This window comes from Chitinibacter sp. FCG-7, from assembly GCF_040047665.1.
Lineage (GTDB): Bacteria > Pseudomonadota > Gammaproteobacteria > Burkholderiales > Chitinibacteraceae > Chitinibacter > Chitinibacter mangrovi.
The window spans coordinates 1,022,644-1,040,123 of sequence record NZ_CP157355.1; the positions used below are offsets into that span (position 1 = coordinate 1,022,644).

13 protein-coding genes are annotated in these 17,480 nt (G+C 56.6%); 9 read left to right on the top strand and 4 right to left on the bottom strand.

The annotated features are described in order from the left end of the window. The first annotated feature begins 243 nt into the window (after nucleotides 1–243). From ABHF33_RS04770 to ABHF33_RS04795, 6 genes are all read left to right on the top strand, one after another. On the top strand, nucleotides 244–1,500 hold the full coding sequence (locus tag ABHF33_RS04770; protein ID WP_348945874.1) for an ABC transporter substrate-binding protein: 1,257 nt from the start codon (nucleotides 244–246) through the stop codon (nucleotides 1,498–1,500). Between the two features lie 220 nt (nucleotides 1,501–1,720). After that, nucleotides 1,721–2,632, top strand: a complete 912-nt coding sequence (locus ABHF33_RS04775) for a carbohydrate ABC transporter permease (RefSeq protein WP_348945875.1) — start codon at nucleotides 1,721–1,723, stop codon at nucleotides 2,630–2,632. Nucleotides 2,633–2,713: 81 nt separating this feature from the next. Next, nucleotides 2,714–3,553, top strand: coding sequence for a carbohydrate ABC transporter permease (locus tag ABHF33_RS04780; RefSeq protein WP_348945876.1), 840 nt, complete (start codon nucleotides 2,714–2,716; stop codon nucleotides 3,551–3,553). A gap of 375 nt (nucleotides 3,554–3,928) precedes the next feature. Further along, the gene (locus ABHF33_RS04785; RefSeq protein ID WP_348945877.1) at nucleotides 3,929–5,083 is read left to right on the top strand and encodes an ABC transporter ATP-binding protein; all 1,155 of its coding nucleotides are present in this window, start codon (nucleotides 3,929–3,931) and stop codon (nucleotides 5,081–5,083) included. 184 nt (nucleotides 5,084–5,267) lie between these two features. Then, complete coding sequence (locus ABHF33_RS04790) at nucleotides 5,268–7,664, top strand: ATP-binding protein (protein ID WP_348945878.1); 2,397 nt, start codon at nucleotides 5,268–5,270, stop codon at nucleotides 7,662–7,664. Nucleotides 7,665–7,775: 111 nt separating this feature from the next. Further along, nucleotides 7,776–10,190: an ATP-binding protein gene (locus ABHF33_RS04795; protein ID WP_348945879.1), complete on the top strand. Its 2,415-nt coding sequence runs from the start codon at nucleotides 7,776–7,778 to the stop codon at nucleotides 10,188–10,190. Nucleotides 10,191–10,199: 9 nt separating this feature from the next. Here ABHF33_RS04795 and ABHF33_RS04800 read toward each other — a convergent pair whose 3' ends face one another. Further along, nucleotides 10,200–10,931, bottom strand: coding sequence for an energy transducer TonB (locus ABHF33_RS04800; RefSeq protein ID WP_348945880.1), 732 nt, complete (start codon nucleotides 10,929–10,931; stop codon nucleotides 10,200–10,202). A gap of 155 nt (nucleotides 10,932–11,086) precedes the next feature. Between ABHF33_RS04800 and ABHF33_RS04805 the strand changes: the two genes are divergently transcribed. Genes ABHF33_RS04805 through ABHF33_RS04815 form a run of 3 tightly spaced genes read left to right on the top strand, consistent with a single transcriptional unit; the run spans nucleotide 11,087 to nucleotide 13,138 of the window. Continuing rightward, nucleotides 11,087–11,452, top strand: a complete 366-nt coding sequence (locus ABHF33_RS04805) for a response regulator (protein ID WP_348945881.1) — start codon at nucleotides 11,087–11,089, stop codon at nucleotides 11,450–11,452. Continuing rightward, complete coding sequence (locus tag ABHF33_RS04810) at nucleotides 11,452–12,069, top strand: chemotaxis protein CheC (RefSeq protein WP_348945882.1); 618 nt, start codon at nucleotides 11,452–11,454, stop codon at nucleotides 12,067–12,069. The genes ABHF33_RS04805 and ABHF33_RS04810 overlap by 1 nt, the downstream gene beginning before the upstream one ends. A 22-nt stretch (nucleotides 12,070–12,091) precedes the next feature. Further along, nucleotides 12,092–13,138 carry a diguanylate cyclase gene (locus ABHF33_RS04815; RefSeq protein ID WP_348945883.1) on the top strand — a complete coding sequence of 349 codons (1,047 nt, stop codon included), beginning with the start codon at nucleotides 12,092–12,094 and terminating at the stop codon, nucleotides 13,136–13,138. On the opposite strand, the gene ABHF33_RS04820 is transcribed toward ABHF33_RS04815, so the two are convergent. The 3 genes from ABHF33_RS04820 to ABHF33_RS04830 form a co-directional block, all read right to left on the bottom strand. Further along, nucleotides 13,079–14,599: a PepSY-associated TM helix domain-containing protein gene (locus ABHF33_RS04820; RefSeq protein WP_348945884.1), complete on the bottom strand. Its 1,521-nt coding sequence runs from the start codon at nucleotides 14,597–14,599 to the stop codon at nucleotides 13,079–13,081. The genes ABHF33_RS04815 and ABHF33_RS04820 overlap by 60 nt on opposite strands. Before the next feature lie 2 nt (nucleotides 14,600–14,601). Further along, a complete protein-coding gene (locus ABHF33_RS04825) occupies nucleotides 14,602–16,695 on the bottom strand; it encodes a TonB-dependent receptor family protein (protein WP_348945885.1) in 2,094 nt (697 codons plus the stop codon). A gap of 215 nt (nucleotides 16,696–16,910) precedes the next feature. Continuing rightward, a complete protein-coding gene (locus ABHF33_RS04830; protein WP_348945886.1) occupies nucleotides 16,911–17,276 on the bottom strand; it encodes a DUF2946 family protein in 366 nt (121 codons plus the stop codon). Nucleotides 17,277–17,480: the final 204 nt, after the last annotated feature.

The following is a 17,480-nucleotide window of genomic DNA, read 5'->3' on the forward strand; positions in this document are numbered from 1 at the left end:
GCCGATACGCCCGCTTGGGCTTATTTTTGCTCAGTTTGCCACCCGTGGCGATGGGGGCTTTCGTTAATATTTGTAAAGCCTGCCGGGCAGAAAATCAGGCAGAAAAACCACAATAAATGATATAAATCAGTAAGTTAGCAAAACAAGCAGCTCAGCATAGCGGCAAAATCGTGTCACATGAATCAACGTGATAATTTCCTTGCACCGTGGCAGTAGATCACGGCAACACGAGGATATTCGATCATGCATAACACGCTTTACAAAGCATCAGTTCGCGCCGCAATCACCGCTGCATTGCTGGCTGGCAGCGCCGCACAAGCTGGCACCATCACCATTGAATCATGGCGCGTTGACGACAAAACGCTGTGGGAAGACGTACTGATCCCAGCGTTCCAGAAGAAAAACCCCGGCATTCAGGTCAAATTCACACCAACCGCACCCACTGAATACGACTCATCGCTGACTGCGCGTTTGGCAGGCGGCACAGCGGGCGATCTGATCACCTGCCGCCCGTTTGATAAATCCCTCGACTTGTTCAAAAAAGGCCAGCTGGAAAAACTCGATGGCAAGCCCGGCATGGAATATTTCCCGCCCTCCGCCAAAGTGGCTTGGCAAAGCGATGATGGCAAAAACACCTACTGCATGCCGATGGCGTCGGTGATGCATGGTTTTTTCTACAACAAGAAAATCTTCAAAGACCTGAATCTGAAAGAGCCAAAAACGCAGGCTGAATTCTTCGCCACGCTCGAAGCCCTGAAAAAAGCGGGCAAAACGCCGATCGCACTGGGCACTGCCGATCAGTGGGAATCGAACCAGATCGTGTTCACCAGCATCGGTGCGAACGCGTGGAAAGGTGAAGAAGGCCGTAAAGCGCTGATCGCTGGTAAAGCCAAATTTACCGATCCGCAATTTGTGGCGGCGTGGGAACAAATGGCCAAGTGGGGCCCGTATATGGGCAAAGGCGCGTCAGCACAAACCTACGCCGACAGCCAGAATCTGTTCGCAATGGGCAAGGCCGGGATCTACCCAGCTGGCTCATGGGATATTGCTTACTTTAACCAGCAAGGCCTCGATTTTGGCGCCTTCCCGCCGCCAGTCGCCAAAGCGGGCGACAAGTGCTACATCTCGGATCACACCGACATTGGCATGGGTATCAATCCAAAAGCCAAAAACAAGGCCGAGGCTTACAAATTCCTCGCTTGGCTGGGCTCGCAAGAATTTGCCGACCTGTACACCAATAAAGTCACCGGCTTTTTCTCGCTCTCTAACCACCTGATTTCGGTCAAAGACCCAGTGGCCAAACAAATGCTCGACTGGCGCAAATCCTGCGGTTCAACGATCCGCCTGAACGCGCAGATCATGAACCGTGGCGAGCCAGCAATGGAAAACGAGCTGTGGAATGTCAGCTCGCAAGTGCTGAACGGCAAAATGGCCCCGAAAGACGCCGCCGCCAAAATCCAGACCGGTTTTGCCAAATGGCATAAGCCACAGCAGAAATAAACCACCCGGTTTCTCACTGGGCCAACACGACCATCAAGTGGGTATATCAATGTAGATCATATTAAATATGAGCTATGGCGCTATACCCTCCTCTCCTCCTCTCACAGTGATGGATGTGGGTTTCAGCCGGCGGTGCGTTCCATCCACCACCGCCGGTTCTTTTTATTTCCGCCACATTGCGCTGGCACTGCCAGCCATGGACTTTGTTTGGGAGCTTGCGATGAAACGCATGCCTTGGCATATCGCCGTCTTTTTAGCCCCCGCCGTGCTGCTGTACTCGGTCTTTAGCGCGCTGCCGCTGCTCGATACGCTGCGTCTGGGTTTTTTCACCAGCAATGACGCTGGCCAAACCAGCTTTGTTGGCCTGGCCAACTACATCACGATTCTGACCGACCCGGCCTGGTCGGAGTCGTTCTGGAATGCGATGTGGAATAACTGCAAGTTCTTCCTGATCCACCTACTGATCCAGAACCCGATTGGCCTGATTCTGGCCACCTTGCTCTCGCTCAAAGGGCTCAAGGGCGCGCGCCACTATCGCACGCTGATTTTCCTGCCAACGCTACTGTCGGTCGTGATTATCGGCTTTATCTGGCAGCTGATTCTGTCGCCTTTGTGGGGTGTTTCCGAAGGCTTGATGGATAAAGTCGGTCTCGTTGATTACTTCGCGCCATGGCTCGGTGAAGAAGGCTCGGCGCTGATTACGCTGGCGCTGATTTCGGTCTGGCAATTTGTCGGCATCCCGATGATGCTGATTTATGCCGCGCTGCTCGCAGTTCCCGAAGACATCGTTGAAGCCGCGCACGTCGAAGGCGCTTCAGCGTGGCGCATTTTCTGGGAAATCAAACTGCCGCTGATTTTGCCCACGCTGGGCTTGGTGACGATTCTGACTTACGTTGGCAATTTTAATGCCTTTGATCTGATTTACTCGGTCAAAGGCGCAATCGCCGGGCCGAACTACAGCACCGATATTCTGGGCACGCTGTTCTACCGCACCTTCTTTGGCTACCAGAGCCAGATCGGCAGCCCAACGATGGGCGCGGCCGTGGCCACGCTGATGTTCCTCGTCATTCTTGCCGGGGTCGGCGCGTATTTCTATTTTGTTCAGCGCAAGCTGACGCGTTACGAGCTGTAGGCCGGCTTGTAATCCGGCAAATATTGTCGGCTTACGCTGCGCGACCCCGACCTACATCCTCAATCGCTTAAGGATTGTTTTATGAAGAAAAATCTACGCAAACCGCTCTCAGCAGCCGGCGTGCATCTGGCGCTGGGCGGCTACACGCTGCTGGCGCTGTTCCCGATCATCCTGATTCTGATTAACGCGTTTAAAAGCCGCACCGGGATTTTTGACGACCCGCTCGCACTGCCGAATGCCGAGACCTTTTTTATCGGCGGTTTCGAAAAGGTCATCGCCAAGTCGCATTTCATGCTGTATTTCGGCAATAGCCTAACGGTGACGCTGGTGTCGTTGGCGCTGATTTTGTTGTTTGGCGCAATGGCGGCGTGGGCGCTGTCGGAATATAAATTCCGTGGTAATCGCTTGCTCGCGCTATATATGGCGATCGGCATTATGGTGCCGATTCGGCTTGGCACCGTGTCGATTCTGGAGCTGATCGTCAAACTTGATCTGATCAATACGCTGACCGCGCTGATTCTGGTGTACACCGCGCAAGGCCTGCCGCTGGCGATCATGATTTTGAGCGAATTTATTTCGCAGATCCCGAAAGAGCTGAAAGAAGCGGCACGCTGCGATGGCGTAGGCGAGTTCAAAATTTTCTTCCAGATCATCCTGCCGCTGATTCGCCCTGCCGTTGCCACCGTGGCCGTGTTTACGATGATTCCGGTTTGGAACGATCTGTGGTTCCCGCTGATTTTAGCGCCCGGTGAAGAAACACAAACCGTGACGCTCGGCGTGCAGCAGTTTATCGGTCAATACGTCACCGACTGGAATTCCGTTCTCGCCGCACTGAGCCTGGCGGTGATTCCGGTGCTGATTATGTACACGATTTTCTCGCGTCAACTGATCCGCGGCCTGACTTCGGGGGCGGTGAAATAAGGCGTGTTGTTTGTACATATGGCTGATTGTGCAGAGCCGCGCTCGTTGGTCTGGGGCTTAAGTCCCGTCCAAGCAGGCCGAGTGAGGCGCGAGACAAACAGTTTTATCGTTTGGCTCGCAACGAGAGAGGGCACGGCGGAGCCGACTGCGCCACGGGTCGCCTTTCTTTGCTTCCTTTCTTTGGCGAAGCAAAGAAAGGAAGTGCCGCGCGGCATTAGCGCCAATCCCTGCCGAGAACATAGTGCGGCTTTAATTATCGTTGCATTTGATCTGCACACCACCTGAGCATCGCAAGAAAAAATAGGTATTGCCTTCAAAGCTAAATGAATATTGATCTTCCTTGGTATACCCCAAGGAGGAATAAAGGAAACTATCATGGCAACAGTCAAACTCAATAACCTTTCCAAATCCTACGACGGCAAAGCCAAGGTTTTGGACGGCATTAATCTCGATATCAAACATGGCGAATTCGTTGTGCTGGTTGGCCCGTCGGGCTGCGGTAAATCAACGCTACTGCGCATGTTGTGCGGGCTTGAATCGATCACGGGCGGCGAGCTGTCGATTGGCGATGCGGTAGTGAATGATTTATCGCCTGCTGAGCGTGGCATTGCGATGGTGTTCCAGAGCTACGCACTTTACCCGCATATGAGCGTGTATAAAAACATGGCTTTTGGCCTCAAAATCGCTGGTGAAGACAAAGCGCAAATCGATGTTCGCATCAAAAATGCCGCCAAAATTTTGAAAATCGACCATTTGCTCGAACGCCTACCGCGTGAATTGTCGGGCGGTCAGCGTCAACGTGTCGCGATTGGTCGCGCGATTGTTCGCGAGCCGAAACTCTTCCTGTTTGACGAGCCACTGTCGAATCTGGACGCGGCCCTGCGCGTGCAGACGCGGCTGGAAATTGCCAAACTGCACCGCGATCTGAACGCAACGATGGTGTATGTGACGCATGATCAGGTTGAAGCGATGACGCTGGGTGACAAAATCGTCGTGATGGAAGGCGGCCATATCCAGCAAGCGGGAACGCCGCTGGAACTGTACCAGCAACCGGCGAATCTATTCGTTGCGACTTTTATCGGCTCGCCCAAAATGAATCTGCTCAAAGGCCGGGTGACGTCGATTGACGCGGGCGGCGTGTATATCACGCTGGCAGGCGGGCAGGAAATTCGTGCGATGGTTGACGCGGCAAATCTGCAAGTCAACGACGAGGTCACCGTTGGCATTCGCGCCGAACATCTGCAGGAAGAGCGGCTCGAAGGCATCACCGACTGCGAAAAATTTAGCGGCAAGGTCAATCTGGTCGAGCATCTGGGCGAAGCCAATTATCTGTATATCACGCTAGCTAATGGCAGCGACATCGTCGTACGCGGCGATGGCGAGCGCGATGTGGCGCTGGGCTGCAGCATCGAAATCAGCGCCGCGTGCCAGTCTTTCCACGTCTTTAACGCGGCTGGCCAGGCTTTGCGCCGCCTGAAACCGGGCAATATGCGCTCGTCACGACACAGCCCGTCACTGGCTGCGGCGTAAGGGTAAAGACAAGGGCGACTGATCGTGGCACTTTGATCAGGGTTTTCGCAGTGGCGACATAGCTTCACTCGGGCAAGTAAGCTATGCTGCCACAGCGACCTGCTGGCCGTTTTAGGGGACACCGTCTTGACCTGAGTCGAGATACTGTGGCCCCTCCCGCTTAGCCGATTCTGTTCAAGCCCCTATGCCTAATTCAACCACGATGACCGATGAGCTTGCCGCGCAGCTGGCGCACATCCAGGGCATTTATCATCAGCAGCCCGATCTGGCTCGCCAGCACTGCGAGCAGTTGATCGGGCAGGCGCGCGAGCAGCATGCCACCTTGCTGCAAATCCATGCTGCCGAGCTGTACGGCAAAATCATGGATCATATGGGCGAGCCAATCAGCTCGCGCAATTTGCTCTACGAGGCGCTGCAACAGGCGCAGGCGATTCATAATTTCAAGCTCGAAGCCAGGGTATGCGAGCAGATAGCCCGTTCCTACTACACTGCAGGCGATTACCCCACCGCATTACAAAACTGGCTACGCTGTATCGAGCTATCCGAATTCAAGGAAGGTGAAGCCAGCGTCTGGATGCTGGCCAAGGTGGGCGTCGGCCAGGTTTATGATGCGCTGGGCGAATGCCAGACCGCGCTGCTGTTTCACAACAAGGCGCTCAGCCGCATTGGTGAAGTGGACGATCCCTATCTGCACGCCAAAATCCTGATCAATATCGGCGTCGTCCAGCTTAAGCTCGATTCACTCAAAGCCGCTGAAGAGGCGCTTACTCAATCGCTGGATTTATGCCTCAAGCATGATTTTCCCGACTATGCCGCCACGTCGTTTTCCCGGCTGGCCGAAATCTCGCTCAAGGAAAATGCGCTCGATCAGGCCATGGAGCTGCTGGGCAATGCGCTGCACTATGCGCGCAAGGTCAATTACCGCTGGGGCGAGGCCAATATTCTGCACAATATGGCGCTGATTCATTCGCGCCAGCACGATGATCAGGCGGCGCTGGAGCGGGTGTTTATTGCGCAGGGCATTGCCCGCACCGCACAGTTCTCCCCGGTGCTGATGCGCCTGCATCAATCGGCGGCCCGCTTTGCCGAACAGACCGGCCAGATTTCATTGGCGATTAGCGAATTGAAAGCCGGTATTGCGCTGCAAACGCATTTGCAGCACAGCAATCAGAGCGCAGAAAACGATGCTCTGGTGCGCAAAACCAATTTACGCGCCAGCACCAGCAGCAAGCTGGTTGATCTGGCCAATCACCACCTGATCGAACACGGCGACAGCAGCGACTTCTGGCCGCTGATTGCGCAGGCAGGCTGCGATATTTTGCAGCTTGATCGCGTCAGCATCTGGCAGCTCAGCGCCAATGAGGTACAGCTGGATAATCTGTACTGCAGCGAACAACGCCTCTATCCTGCCCGGCTAACGCTGTATCGCGAGCAGATTCCGGTGTTTTTCTCCAGCCTGGCCCGCAAGCAGGCGACGATTGCGCACGATGCCGAGCACCATCATTACGTCTGGGATCTGGCACAGCACTATCTGCTACCACGGCAGGTGCACTCAGTGATGATTTTCCAGCTCCAGTACAACGAGCGACAGATTTTGCTGATGTTTGAACATCAGGGCACCCAGCGCAACTGGCTGCCCGATGAGGTGCAATATGGCCATCAGTTGAGCAATATCGCCGCACGTGCGCTCAGCAACGAAGACCGCCGCCATTTCCAGGATGAGATCCATATTCTGAATGCACGCCTGAGCGAAGCGCACACCGAGCTGGAACAACGCGTAGAAGAGCGCACGCAAGTGCTGGCACAAAGTAACCACGAGCTGGAGCAAGCCATGCACCAGCTGGTGCAAACCGAAAAAATGGCCGCACTGGGGCGGCTGGTATCGGGCATTGCCAGCGAGCTGGTGACGCCGCTGGAAGAAGCGCTGCTGTATAGCCAGTCGCTCAATCAGAGCAGCACGCAAATTGCGCGGCAGCTGGCCGACAATGCGCTGAAAAAATCCGACCTGCTCGGCATGGTGGCCACCATCCACATGCAAAGCAGCAGCATCGAGCAGAAAATCGCCAAAGCCAGCGAGCTGGTCAGCCAGTTCAAGCTGGTGGCCGTCGATACCAGCAGCGAGCGCCGCCGCGCCTTTAATCTGTATCAGACCGTGCAGGATCTGGTCAGAATCCTGTCGCGCTCGCTGGCCGGGCCATCGCAGCAGATTTTGCTGGCGATTGATCCGGCCATTGAACTCGACAGCTACCCCGGCGCGCTCGAGCAGATTCTGACGCATCTGATCCAGAACTCGCTGCAGCATGGTCTGGCTGGCAGAGACAACGGCATGATCGAATTGAACGCCCAGCAAATCGGCCAGCAGCTGGTGCTCAGTTGTTGCGACAACGGCAGCGGCATTGCGCCCGGTATGCTCGCGCATGTGATGGAGCCTTTTGTGCATGGCGATCAGGCGCACAGCGGGCTGGGCTTGTATATCAGCAGCAATCTGGCCAGGGAGGTATTGGGCGGCAGGCTATATGTAGAAAGCTCTACAAGGCAATACACCCTGATAAAACTGGAAATCCCCTTGCGCGCGCCCTAGACACAGGGTGGCCAGAAACGGCAGAAAAAACCCAAAACTATGCCACACTGGATTTATTCATTGCGGGTTTAGTGAAACAGACCCAAGCGTTTATTACTACAGGAAAGCACCGTGCAATCCGATCTGGCCGCCCAGCTCATCCAAATCGAACACATCTGGCATAGTCAGCCCGAAGCGGCACGGCTAGCCTGCCTTGAGTTGATTACCGAGGCGCGCGAGCTGCGCCAGCCCTATTACCAGATTTGCGCCGCCGAGCTGTACGGCAAAATCATGGATCACGAAGGCCGCGCTTTTGAAGCGCGCAATGTGCTGTACGAAGCAGTCCAGCAGGCGCAGGCACTGCATGATTTTATTCTGGAAGCACGGATTTACGAGCAGATTGCCCGCCTGCATTACACCAAGGGCGAATACCGTACCGCCTTGCAAAACTGGCTCACCTGCATCGAGCTGGCCGAGAGCGACGCCAAAACCTGGATGCAGGCCAAAGTGGGCGTTGGGCAGATTTACGACGCGCTGGACGATCCTCAAGCGGCCATCCAGTTTCATCAGGCCGCCGCAGCGCGCATTGATGAAGTCAACGATCCGTATCTGGAAGCCAAAATCTACATCAATCTGGGCGTCAATCTGCTGCGCTGCCACCGCAATACCGAAGCCAGACAAATTCTGGAGCGCGCACGCGATTTGTGTCTGATCCACCATTTCCCCGATTACGCCGCCGAATCCTACTACCGGCTGGGCGAAATCGCGCTGGACGAAGGCGATCTGGATCTGGCCATGCACTTGCTCGACAATGCGCTCAAGCTGGCGCAACAGGTCGCCTATCAGTGGGGGCTAGCCAATATCTACAGCGCAATAGCCAAAATCCACGCCCGGCGCGAACACTGGCAGCAAGCGCTCGATGTCATTCACGAAGGCCAGCGCATTGCGCTGGAAAATGACTTCTCACACATCCTGATGCGCCTGCATCTGGCAGCCGCCAGCTATGCCGAAGCCTTATTTAATATGCCGCTGGCGCTAGCCGAACTGAAAGCCGGTTTTGAATTTCAGCAGCAGCTCAATAACAGCAGCCAGCCTGAACAGCGCGCAGAGCTGGAGCAAAAAACCGGCCTGCGCCTGAGCGTGGGCAGCATGCTGATCAATCTGGCCAATCACCCGGCCATCGAGCACGGCAGACCCGACGAGTTCTGCCCCGAAATTACCCAGGCGGCAACCCGGATTCTGAATCTGGATCGGGTGGGATTGTGGCTGTACGAGGCCGATCAGCTCAGCTGCCTGAGTATGTACTGTCGCCAAAGCGGGCAATTTATTCACGAAGCACCGATTCTGGCCTCGGCAGCGCCGGTATTTATGCGCCTGATGTCGCGCCACAAATCGCTGATTGCCCACGACGCGCTGCACCACCCCGACGGCTGGGATCTGGCCGAATATTATCTGCAACCACGCCAGATTCCATCCATCCTGGCTTTTCCGGTTCACAGCAGCAATCAGCATTATGTGCTGATGTTCGAGCACCGTGGCGAACAGCGAAACTGGATTCCGGACGATATCCAGCACGCCAGCCAGATCGCCGATATTGCGGTGCGCGCGATGACCAATCAGGAGCGCAGGCTGTTCCAGCATGAGATTCACGAGCTCAATGTGCGGCTGATCGAGTCGAACGAAGCATTGGAAAGCCGGGTGCAGGAGCGCACCAAGGCATTGGCGCAAAGCAATCAGGAGCTGCATCTGGCGATGGACAAGCTGGTGCAGTCGGAAAAACTCGCCGCACTGGGCAGCCTGGTCGCCGGGATAGCGCACGAGCTCAATACCCCGCTGGGCGCAGCGCTGACCTGCAGCAGCGCCCTGAGCGCCAGCAGCCAGGAGCTTGATCAGCAGCTGCAAAGCAATGCGCTGAAAAAATCGACGCTGGAAAGCTATATCAGCAACAATCTGGACGCCAGCCAGCTAATCGAGCGCAATATCCGTCGTGCCAGCGATCTGGTCTCGCATTTCAAGCAGGTTGCCGTCGATACCGACAGCACCAGGCGTCGCGAATTCGATCTGGCCGAGCTGATCGACGAAGTGCTGCTGATGCTGCACCCGCAGCTCAAACACACACAGCATCGCGTGCAAAACCAGATTCCGGCTGGCGTATTATTCAACAGCTATCCGGGGCCGCTGGAGCAGATTTTCAGCAATTTCATCCTGAATAGCGTTCTGCACGGTTTTGAAAGCCTGCCCTCAGGTCAAATCACCATTTCGCTGGCCGAGCTCGCGCCTGACTATTGCCGCATCGTGTATCAGGACAATGGTTGCGGTATCAGCAGCGAGCTGCAAAAACGCGTCTTCGATCCGTTTTTCACTACCAAGCTGGGCAAGGGCGGCAGTGGGCTGGGGCTGTATATTGCCTACAATCTGGCCACCGGCGTATTGGGCGGCGAGCTGTATCTCGATAGCGAGCCGGGGCAATTTACCCGCTTTACGCTGCATCTGCCGCTATTGGCGCCCAATGTACAGCAGCCCGATTTAAGCGAGCCGAGTATCTAGCAAGCACTGTCAGGGCGTCGCTTCATCGATCACTTGCATACGCAGCGGCAGAATCAGCTCGCTCTCAACCGCCACGCCACCGCGCCTCGCCGCTCTGAATGTCCATTCATTCAAAACCTGCTTTCTGGCCACTTGATCAAAAGCGTCATAGCCGCTGCTTTGCATAATCTCGACCTCGCGCACCTCTCCGCTGGCCGCCAGCACAATGCGCAGCCTGACCGTGCCACTGGCTTTTTGCTGGCGCAATTTGCGCGGAATATCCGGTGCCGGATGGCGTAGCAAAGCAGCGCCGGCGCTATCTACAGCAGATACTTTGCTGGCTGTGGCTGAATGCGGGCCTGCTGAAGCGGCTGGATTGCGCTCTGCGGCAAGGCGCTCTGTCGCCGCTTCAGTAGCGACTTTCTCTCCTGACGCGGCGACAGCTGGGCTTTGCTGCGCAGCCGGGGCGGGCTGCTCTAGCTGCTGTCGCTTCGGTAGCAGCTGGCCAGGCTGGGCACGCGATAGCGGCGCTTTGCCCGACTGCTTTACGGCTTGCGGTACAGGTTGCGGTACGGGCTGGGCGGCGGGTTTTTGCGCTGCAATCTGATCCGATGAAGCAGGTGGAACAGATGACGAAGGCAGCAGATCAAGCACCATCATCACCGCGCTGGCGCGCTCAGGCGGCGTGTACGGCAGCCAGACGATCAGGCAGGCGTGGATCAGCAGCGACAACAGGGCAATCCATTTCCAACTCAATTGCATACCTTACTTCCCGAGTGCCAGACAAAGCGCCCCATATGGGCGTTCGCCTAGCCATGCATTTGCAGCCGGAAGTGAATCTACTGACACCAGGCCAGCCCGGCTGCGCTTCAAATAAAAACTGCTAAAGTGGATTATTCCACCACAGGCAGCCTACGATGACCTTCACCATGCTTATTGTTGACGACAGCCGAGTTTCACGCCTGATGCTACGCTCGCAGCTGGCCGATCTGCGCCCCGACTGGCATTTTCTGGAGGCCGCCAACGGTCAGGAAGCCATTGACCATGCCATCCGCGAAACCGTCCAGCTGGTCAGCATGGATCTGAACATGCCGGGCATGGATGGCATTGAAGCCGCCCGCCAGCTGCATGCGCTGCAAAGCGAAGCCAAAATCATTCTGCTCACGGCCAATGTGCAGCAAAGCACGCGCGATCGCGCTGCCGGTGCCAGTCTCTATTTCATTCCCAAACCGATCAACGAGCAGACGCTGCTGCAGATTATTGCTTTTGCCGAGGGCCAATAATGCGCGAGTTTACGCCTTTGCAGCAGGATGCCATCTGCGAGATTTTCAATATCAGCGTCGGGCAGGCTGCCGCCACAATGAGCCAGATGGTCGGTGAAGAAGTCCTGCTTTCGGTCCCCAATATCCAGTTCTACACGCTGGAAAACGCCTGCGAGCTGCTCTCAAAAAGCAATTTGCGCATTTGCGGTGTCCAGCAGGATTTTGACGGCTGCTTTAATGGCCACGCTTTTCTGATTTTTCCCGAAAACCGCTCGCTAGAGCTGGTACGGCTGATGATAGGCAAAAACATGCCGATCGAGTACCTGTCCGAGCTTGAGCAAGACGCGCTGGCCGAGGTGGGCAATATCATCCTCAATGCCTGCCTGGCCTCGCTATCCGAAGTATTTCAGCAGCAATTTCATTGCGGCCTGCCCATCTTGCACATCGGCAGCAGTCAGGAAGTGCTGCAGCGCTGTCAGCCCGAACAGCTGGTCATGCTGCTGCATATCCAGTTCACGCTGGCTGATCGCAAAATCGAAGGTTATGTCATTTTCATCATGAATTCGGATTCACTGGATTTACTGGTGTATGAAATCGAGAAATTTCTATCAGGTATAGGGCCGCAGGCCAGTTACTGATTAGCTCAGGGCCATATACATCATGAATAATCGTTATCCTTTATTGCTCTATAGCGCGTTTGATACCCTGGAGTTGGGCATTATCCTGCTCAATCAGCGCGGCGAAATCGTGCTGTGGAATCACTGGCTTGAGCGCGCCTCCGGGCTTAGTGCCGATCAGGTCGCCGGCCTACGGCTGGTTGAAGCCTGCCCCGAGCTGCAGCACAGCCGTCTGCTTCAGGCGCTGGAGCAGGCACTGCATAAAAACCTGTCGGCCACGCTGTCGCAATCGCTGAATAAAGCGCCGTTCAATCTGTTTCGCGCCCCGCAGCAGCAAGGCGATATGCCCACGCGCATGCAACAGGCCATCCATATCACGCCTTTGCCGCAGTATAACGACGAGCAATTTGCGCTGATCCAGATTCACGACGTCACCAACTCGGTAATGCGCGAAGAAATCCTGCAAGAGCGCGCCGAATCGCTGCGTCGCTATGCCTATCAGGACGAGCTGACCGGCGTACCCAACCGCACATTTTTCAATGAAACGCTGCAAAACCTCTGGCGGCTGGCCGGGCGGCAAGGCAGCGAAATCTCCATTCTGATCATCGATCTGGATCATTTCACCCGCTTTAACGAGCAGGAAGGCCATCTGGCTGGCGATCAATGCCTGCAGAAAATTGCCAAAGCCCTGCAAAGCACTTTGCGCCGCCCGGAAGACCTGATCGCCCGCTTTGGCGGCGACAAGCTGGTGGTACTGCTGCCGTATACGCCACTGATCGGCGCGAAGAACATCGGTTTGCGCCTGCTCGATGTGATTCACCAGCTACAGATCCCCTACCCGCAATCGCCCACCGGCCATATCTGTGCCAGCATCGGTTGCGCCAGCTTTATCGCCAGCCACGAACTTGACCCCGGCTATCTGGTACAGGAAGCCGAGCTGGCGGTCTTTTTTGCCAAACAGAACGGGCGCAATCAGGTGCGCGATAGTCAGGTTCCGCTTAAAAATACCGCCGAATCATCCTCTCCCGATTCAGCGGCTAGCTCGACCTCCAGCTCTACCGCCAGCCCGACCCTTGGCCCGCCGCAATAAACACAGCCCCATCACCGCCAGCAGCACATTGACAGCGGCAAAACCGGCCAGAATTACATCGCGGCTGGTTTTGCCCAAACCATCGAGCCAGTGCCATTTGTGCAGATTGGCAAACAGATAGCCTTCAAAACGATCGGCATTGTCAACGCGGGTAGAAAACGTCCCCGTCGCTGGCTCAACATACCAGCTGGGCTGATCGGGCAGCGCCAGATCGACGCGGTAGACCGGCAGCCGTTTCTGGAAAAAACCGTACTCGCCGCCAAATTGGCTGATCAGGCTAACCTTGCTCACCGAAGCGTTTTGCACTGTGGCATCGTGCGGAGCCAGCTGGCGCACCAGTTGCATGGCATGAATCTGCGCCAAACCCGGCTGTGGCTGGCCGTGCGCGTCCAGATAGTCCGGCAGCTGCGATGGCGCGATGCTGGCGTGATGCTGATGAGCTGACACAGGGGTATTGCCCTGTAGCTCTTTCTTAGCATGTTCTACTAGCCAATACCCCTTGCCAGCGACATTCACCGCAGTCAGCACCGCCACGCCGGGTGGGATATGGTGCAAGTCGGGCAATTGCGCCAAGGGCTGCGCTTTGGCTGCCTGAAACGGCGCAGCTTGCAGCCATAAATGCGTCAAACCGGAGACGGTAATCACCAGACCGGCGACGCCAGCGCCCAGACCCAGCGCCCGATGCAGACGGCGCAAACGCGGCTGCTCGCTTCTGAGCGTGCCCATCCGGTAACGTAGCCAGTACATCCACAAGCCGCCGAGCATACTGAGCAGCGCAATGCCCAGCACCAGCGTGATACCGACTTTTTTCACCGGCTCGCTCGCCCAGCTCCAGGTGTGCAGCAGCGAAAACACCGGCATCAGGCTGCGTTTGGTCTGGTCGGACAAGCTGGCCAGACGCCGCCCTTCGGTATCGACAAAAGCCACCATGCCATCGTCGCGGGCAAACTCGACCCGCCAGACCGGTAGCATTTTATTGATGGCCGGATAGCTGCGGCTAAACTCGGTAATCGGCGTGATGCGCGCAATGGGCGACTGCATATCGCCCACCAGCGCACGCGCCAGACGCTCGGCCTCGGCCGCGTCGGCATTCACCAGCAGCTTGCCATTTTGCGCGTCATACCAAAGGCCGCTCGCCTGCCCCTGCAAACCAATCCGCCACGCCGGTTGCTCGCCGAGCATACGCAAACGGGCCGACTGGATCTGCCCGGCGGGCAGCTGCAGGCTGTGCAGCGTCACCGGATGCAGATCGGCAGGCAGCGCCGCTGGCGCGGGCAAGGGCTGCACCTTGGGCGAGAGCGCCGACATAATCGGGTGCAATACGCCGGTTAAGCCCCAGAAAATCACCGCAATCCCGGCCACCCACGCCAGCTTTTTATGCCAGCGATTCAGCCAGCCCAGCCTGCTGCCCTTGCTGCGCTGCGTGCTCTGGGCAGCCAGATCAACTTCTTCGCGTTTCATGGCTACTCCCCCTTGGCCCCAAAGGCGTAGCTCACGCCCACAAAGAAACTGCGTGGCGCGCCGGGACTATAGGTGTCCTGCGTATTAGGGCTATGTGCACCGCTGCCCTTATAGCTGGACGCGGCCATTTCGGCGTAATGCGCATTGCTTAAATTGAGCGCATGCGCCCAGAAAGTCCAGTTCTGCTGGCGATACTCCGCCCGCAAATTAAAGAGGGTATGTCCCTTGTACTCAACGGTGTTGGCGCTATCCATCCAATACGGCCCCAGGTATACCGTTTCCAAGGCCAGTCTGGCCTGGCTGAACGGCTTGTAGGCCAGCTCCAGCGTGCCTTGCCAATTGGGGGCTGCCGGAATGTCCTTGCCCGCGTAGTTTTCGCTCGGTGACGGGCTGTACTGGCGGTAGCGATGCTGTGCGTACTGGCCAGCCAGACGGGCACTCCACTGCGGATTCACAGCCCAGTCCAGCCCCAGCTCGACCCCCTGATGCCGCGTTTTACCCGCATTTCGCGGCTCGGATTTACCCGGGATAATGCTGTAGCTCACCAGCTCGTCCTGACCGTCGAGGAGGTACACCGCTGCATCGACCTTCACGCCAGCCAGCGGCGAAAAACGCGCGCCCAGCTCGAACTGATCAAAACTGGCTGATTTCAGATCGGGCACAGTGGCGCTACTAAATAGCGAGCCGACTTCGGGCGGCGTAAAGCCCTGGCTGTAGCCACCGTAAACAAAGACCTGGCTGGCCGCATCCCAGGTAAAGCCGACTTTGGGTGAAGTCGCGGCAAACGATTGCGTTTGCGAAGCCGCGCCGGTGGTGGCCGACGGCGTGAGATGATTGGTGAAATCGTATTTCACCCGATCGTAACGGATTGCACCATTGATCGCCCAGCCCGCCGCCAATGCATAGCTGGCATCGGCAAACAGCGCCTGATTGCCCAGATCAACACGGTAATCGCGGCGCACGCTGCCGGTTTGGTAGCTGAGGTATTTGCCGGTTTTCGGATCACGCACGATAGACAGATTCACTTCGCGCTGGTCATTCGGGCTGGCCTCGATCAGGCCCCCCACAGTTAGCTTCAAATCGCCCCATTGCTGGCGATGAAAGGCGCTCAGGCCCAGCGAGGTGAAGGTGTTGTCAGTGGTGCGCCCGCTGGCCGAGCTCGGGCCGGTATTGAAAATCAGATAGCTCGGCAATTGGTAGGTGCTGTTGTCGCGGTAATACAGCGTGGCGCTGCTAAAGCCGCCTTCGTTCAATTCGCCCGCCAAGCCGGTACTGGCGCGCAGGGCTTCAACCTGGCGTGTGGTAAAGGTCTGATACGAATAACCGGGGCGCGTCTGATAGTCGCTCTCATTCACACTGCCGGGCATATCGGTATCGAGCTTGGAATAGGTCAGCACCGATTTCCACAGCAGCGAATCGCTCAACCAGTGATCCAGCCGCGCAGTCAGGCCGGTTTTATTCATCGCGTTATAGTCTTGCCAGCTGTTGCCACGCGTGGCGCTATAGCCAGAGATACGCAAGCCGGTATCACCCCAGGAGTTAGACGCACCAAGGTCTACACGGCGATACCCCTCGGAGCTCAATTGCGCAGCAGCATTCCAGCTCAATGTCGCGCTGGGCGCAGCGGTGGTGAAATTGACTGCACCGCCAACTGCATTGCTGCCATACAGGCTGGATGCCGGGCCTTTGATGACTTCAATGCCATCGCTACCCGGCAGATTGATTTCATACAGCGCGTTGTGGTTGAAAATACCGACCGGACGAATCGGCACGCCGTCTTCCAGATACTGATACACCGCCGAATAAGTCATCGGCTGACGAATCGACATATTGTGCTGCTCATTGCCCAGATCGGTCATATGCACGCCGGGGATTTTATCGAGTACCTGACCAATAAAAGTCGGCTTGGTCTCAGAAATAGTTTTCTCGTTCACCTTGCCCATCGACACCGGCGCTTTGGCCAGCGGCGTGGCTTCGCGGGTAGCGGTGACGACAATTTCATCCAATTGTGTGATTTCGCTGGCAAACACATTCGCAGGGCCCAGCGTGGCCAGGACGGCGCAGACACTGCTGCGCAAAGTTGGAGTAGCAGACATTTTTTCCTCACGGTCTGGCGCGCAGCGGGCGGCCAGACTCAGCGAGCCCTGTTGCCAGTGCAGCAGGGCTGATCGAATCCATAGCTGCAAACACCGCCTGACTGATACGAGCGCGGAAATACCACTCGCCGCAGCGCAGCAAGCCAGATTTGCAGAATATTTAATGTTGACCCTGGGCTTGAAAACCCGAAGTCAGCAGACACTAGATAGATTGATCAGGAAATCAGCGGCGGGCCGCGCGGTGGCGGCGGGATGGAGAATGACTGCGGGGAGAAAAAAGCCTGTTGCCACGGCGGGGCGGCATGCTGCAGCGGCGCAAGCAAAGGCAGGCTGATCGGGGCTTGCAGCGGTGTAGTGGCGTTCAGCCCGGCCACCGAACACAAAGCACATTTAACGATCAGCTTGGCGTCACCGCTCTCGCTGGCCAGCGCGGCGATCTCGGCTTGACTGCTATCGAGCGCAGCAGGCGCTGGGCCAGTGCCACACCAGGCCATTTTCACGCCCGCATCCATCGCCGCCGCATGCACAAACGGTAGCAACAGCTGCGCCACGATGGCCAGCAGCGCTAGCCAGCTGGCCATCGTGGCACGGCAGGGCAGAAAAAGGGCAGGAAAACCGCGTGGGCGCACAGCAACACACCATAAAAGAAGTGCGCTGATCTTAACGTAAATATTCACACCCTGCCTTTGGCAAAGCTTACAGCGTAAACCGGGCAAGAAGATCGTGCGCCAGAACACAATTTGCTGGCTAAGCTGAAAACAGGGATGCTCGCAATAGGATAAAAA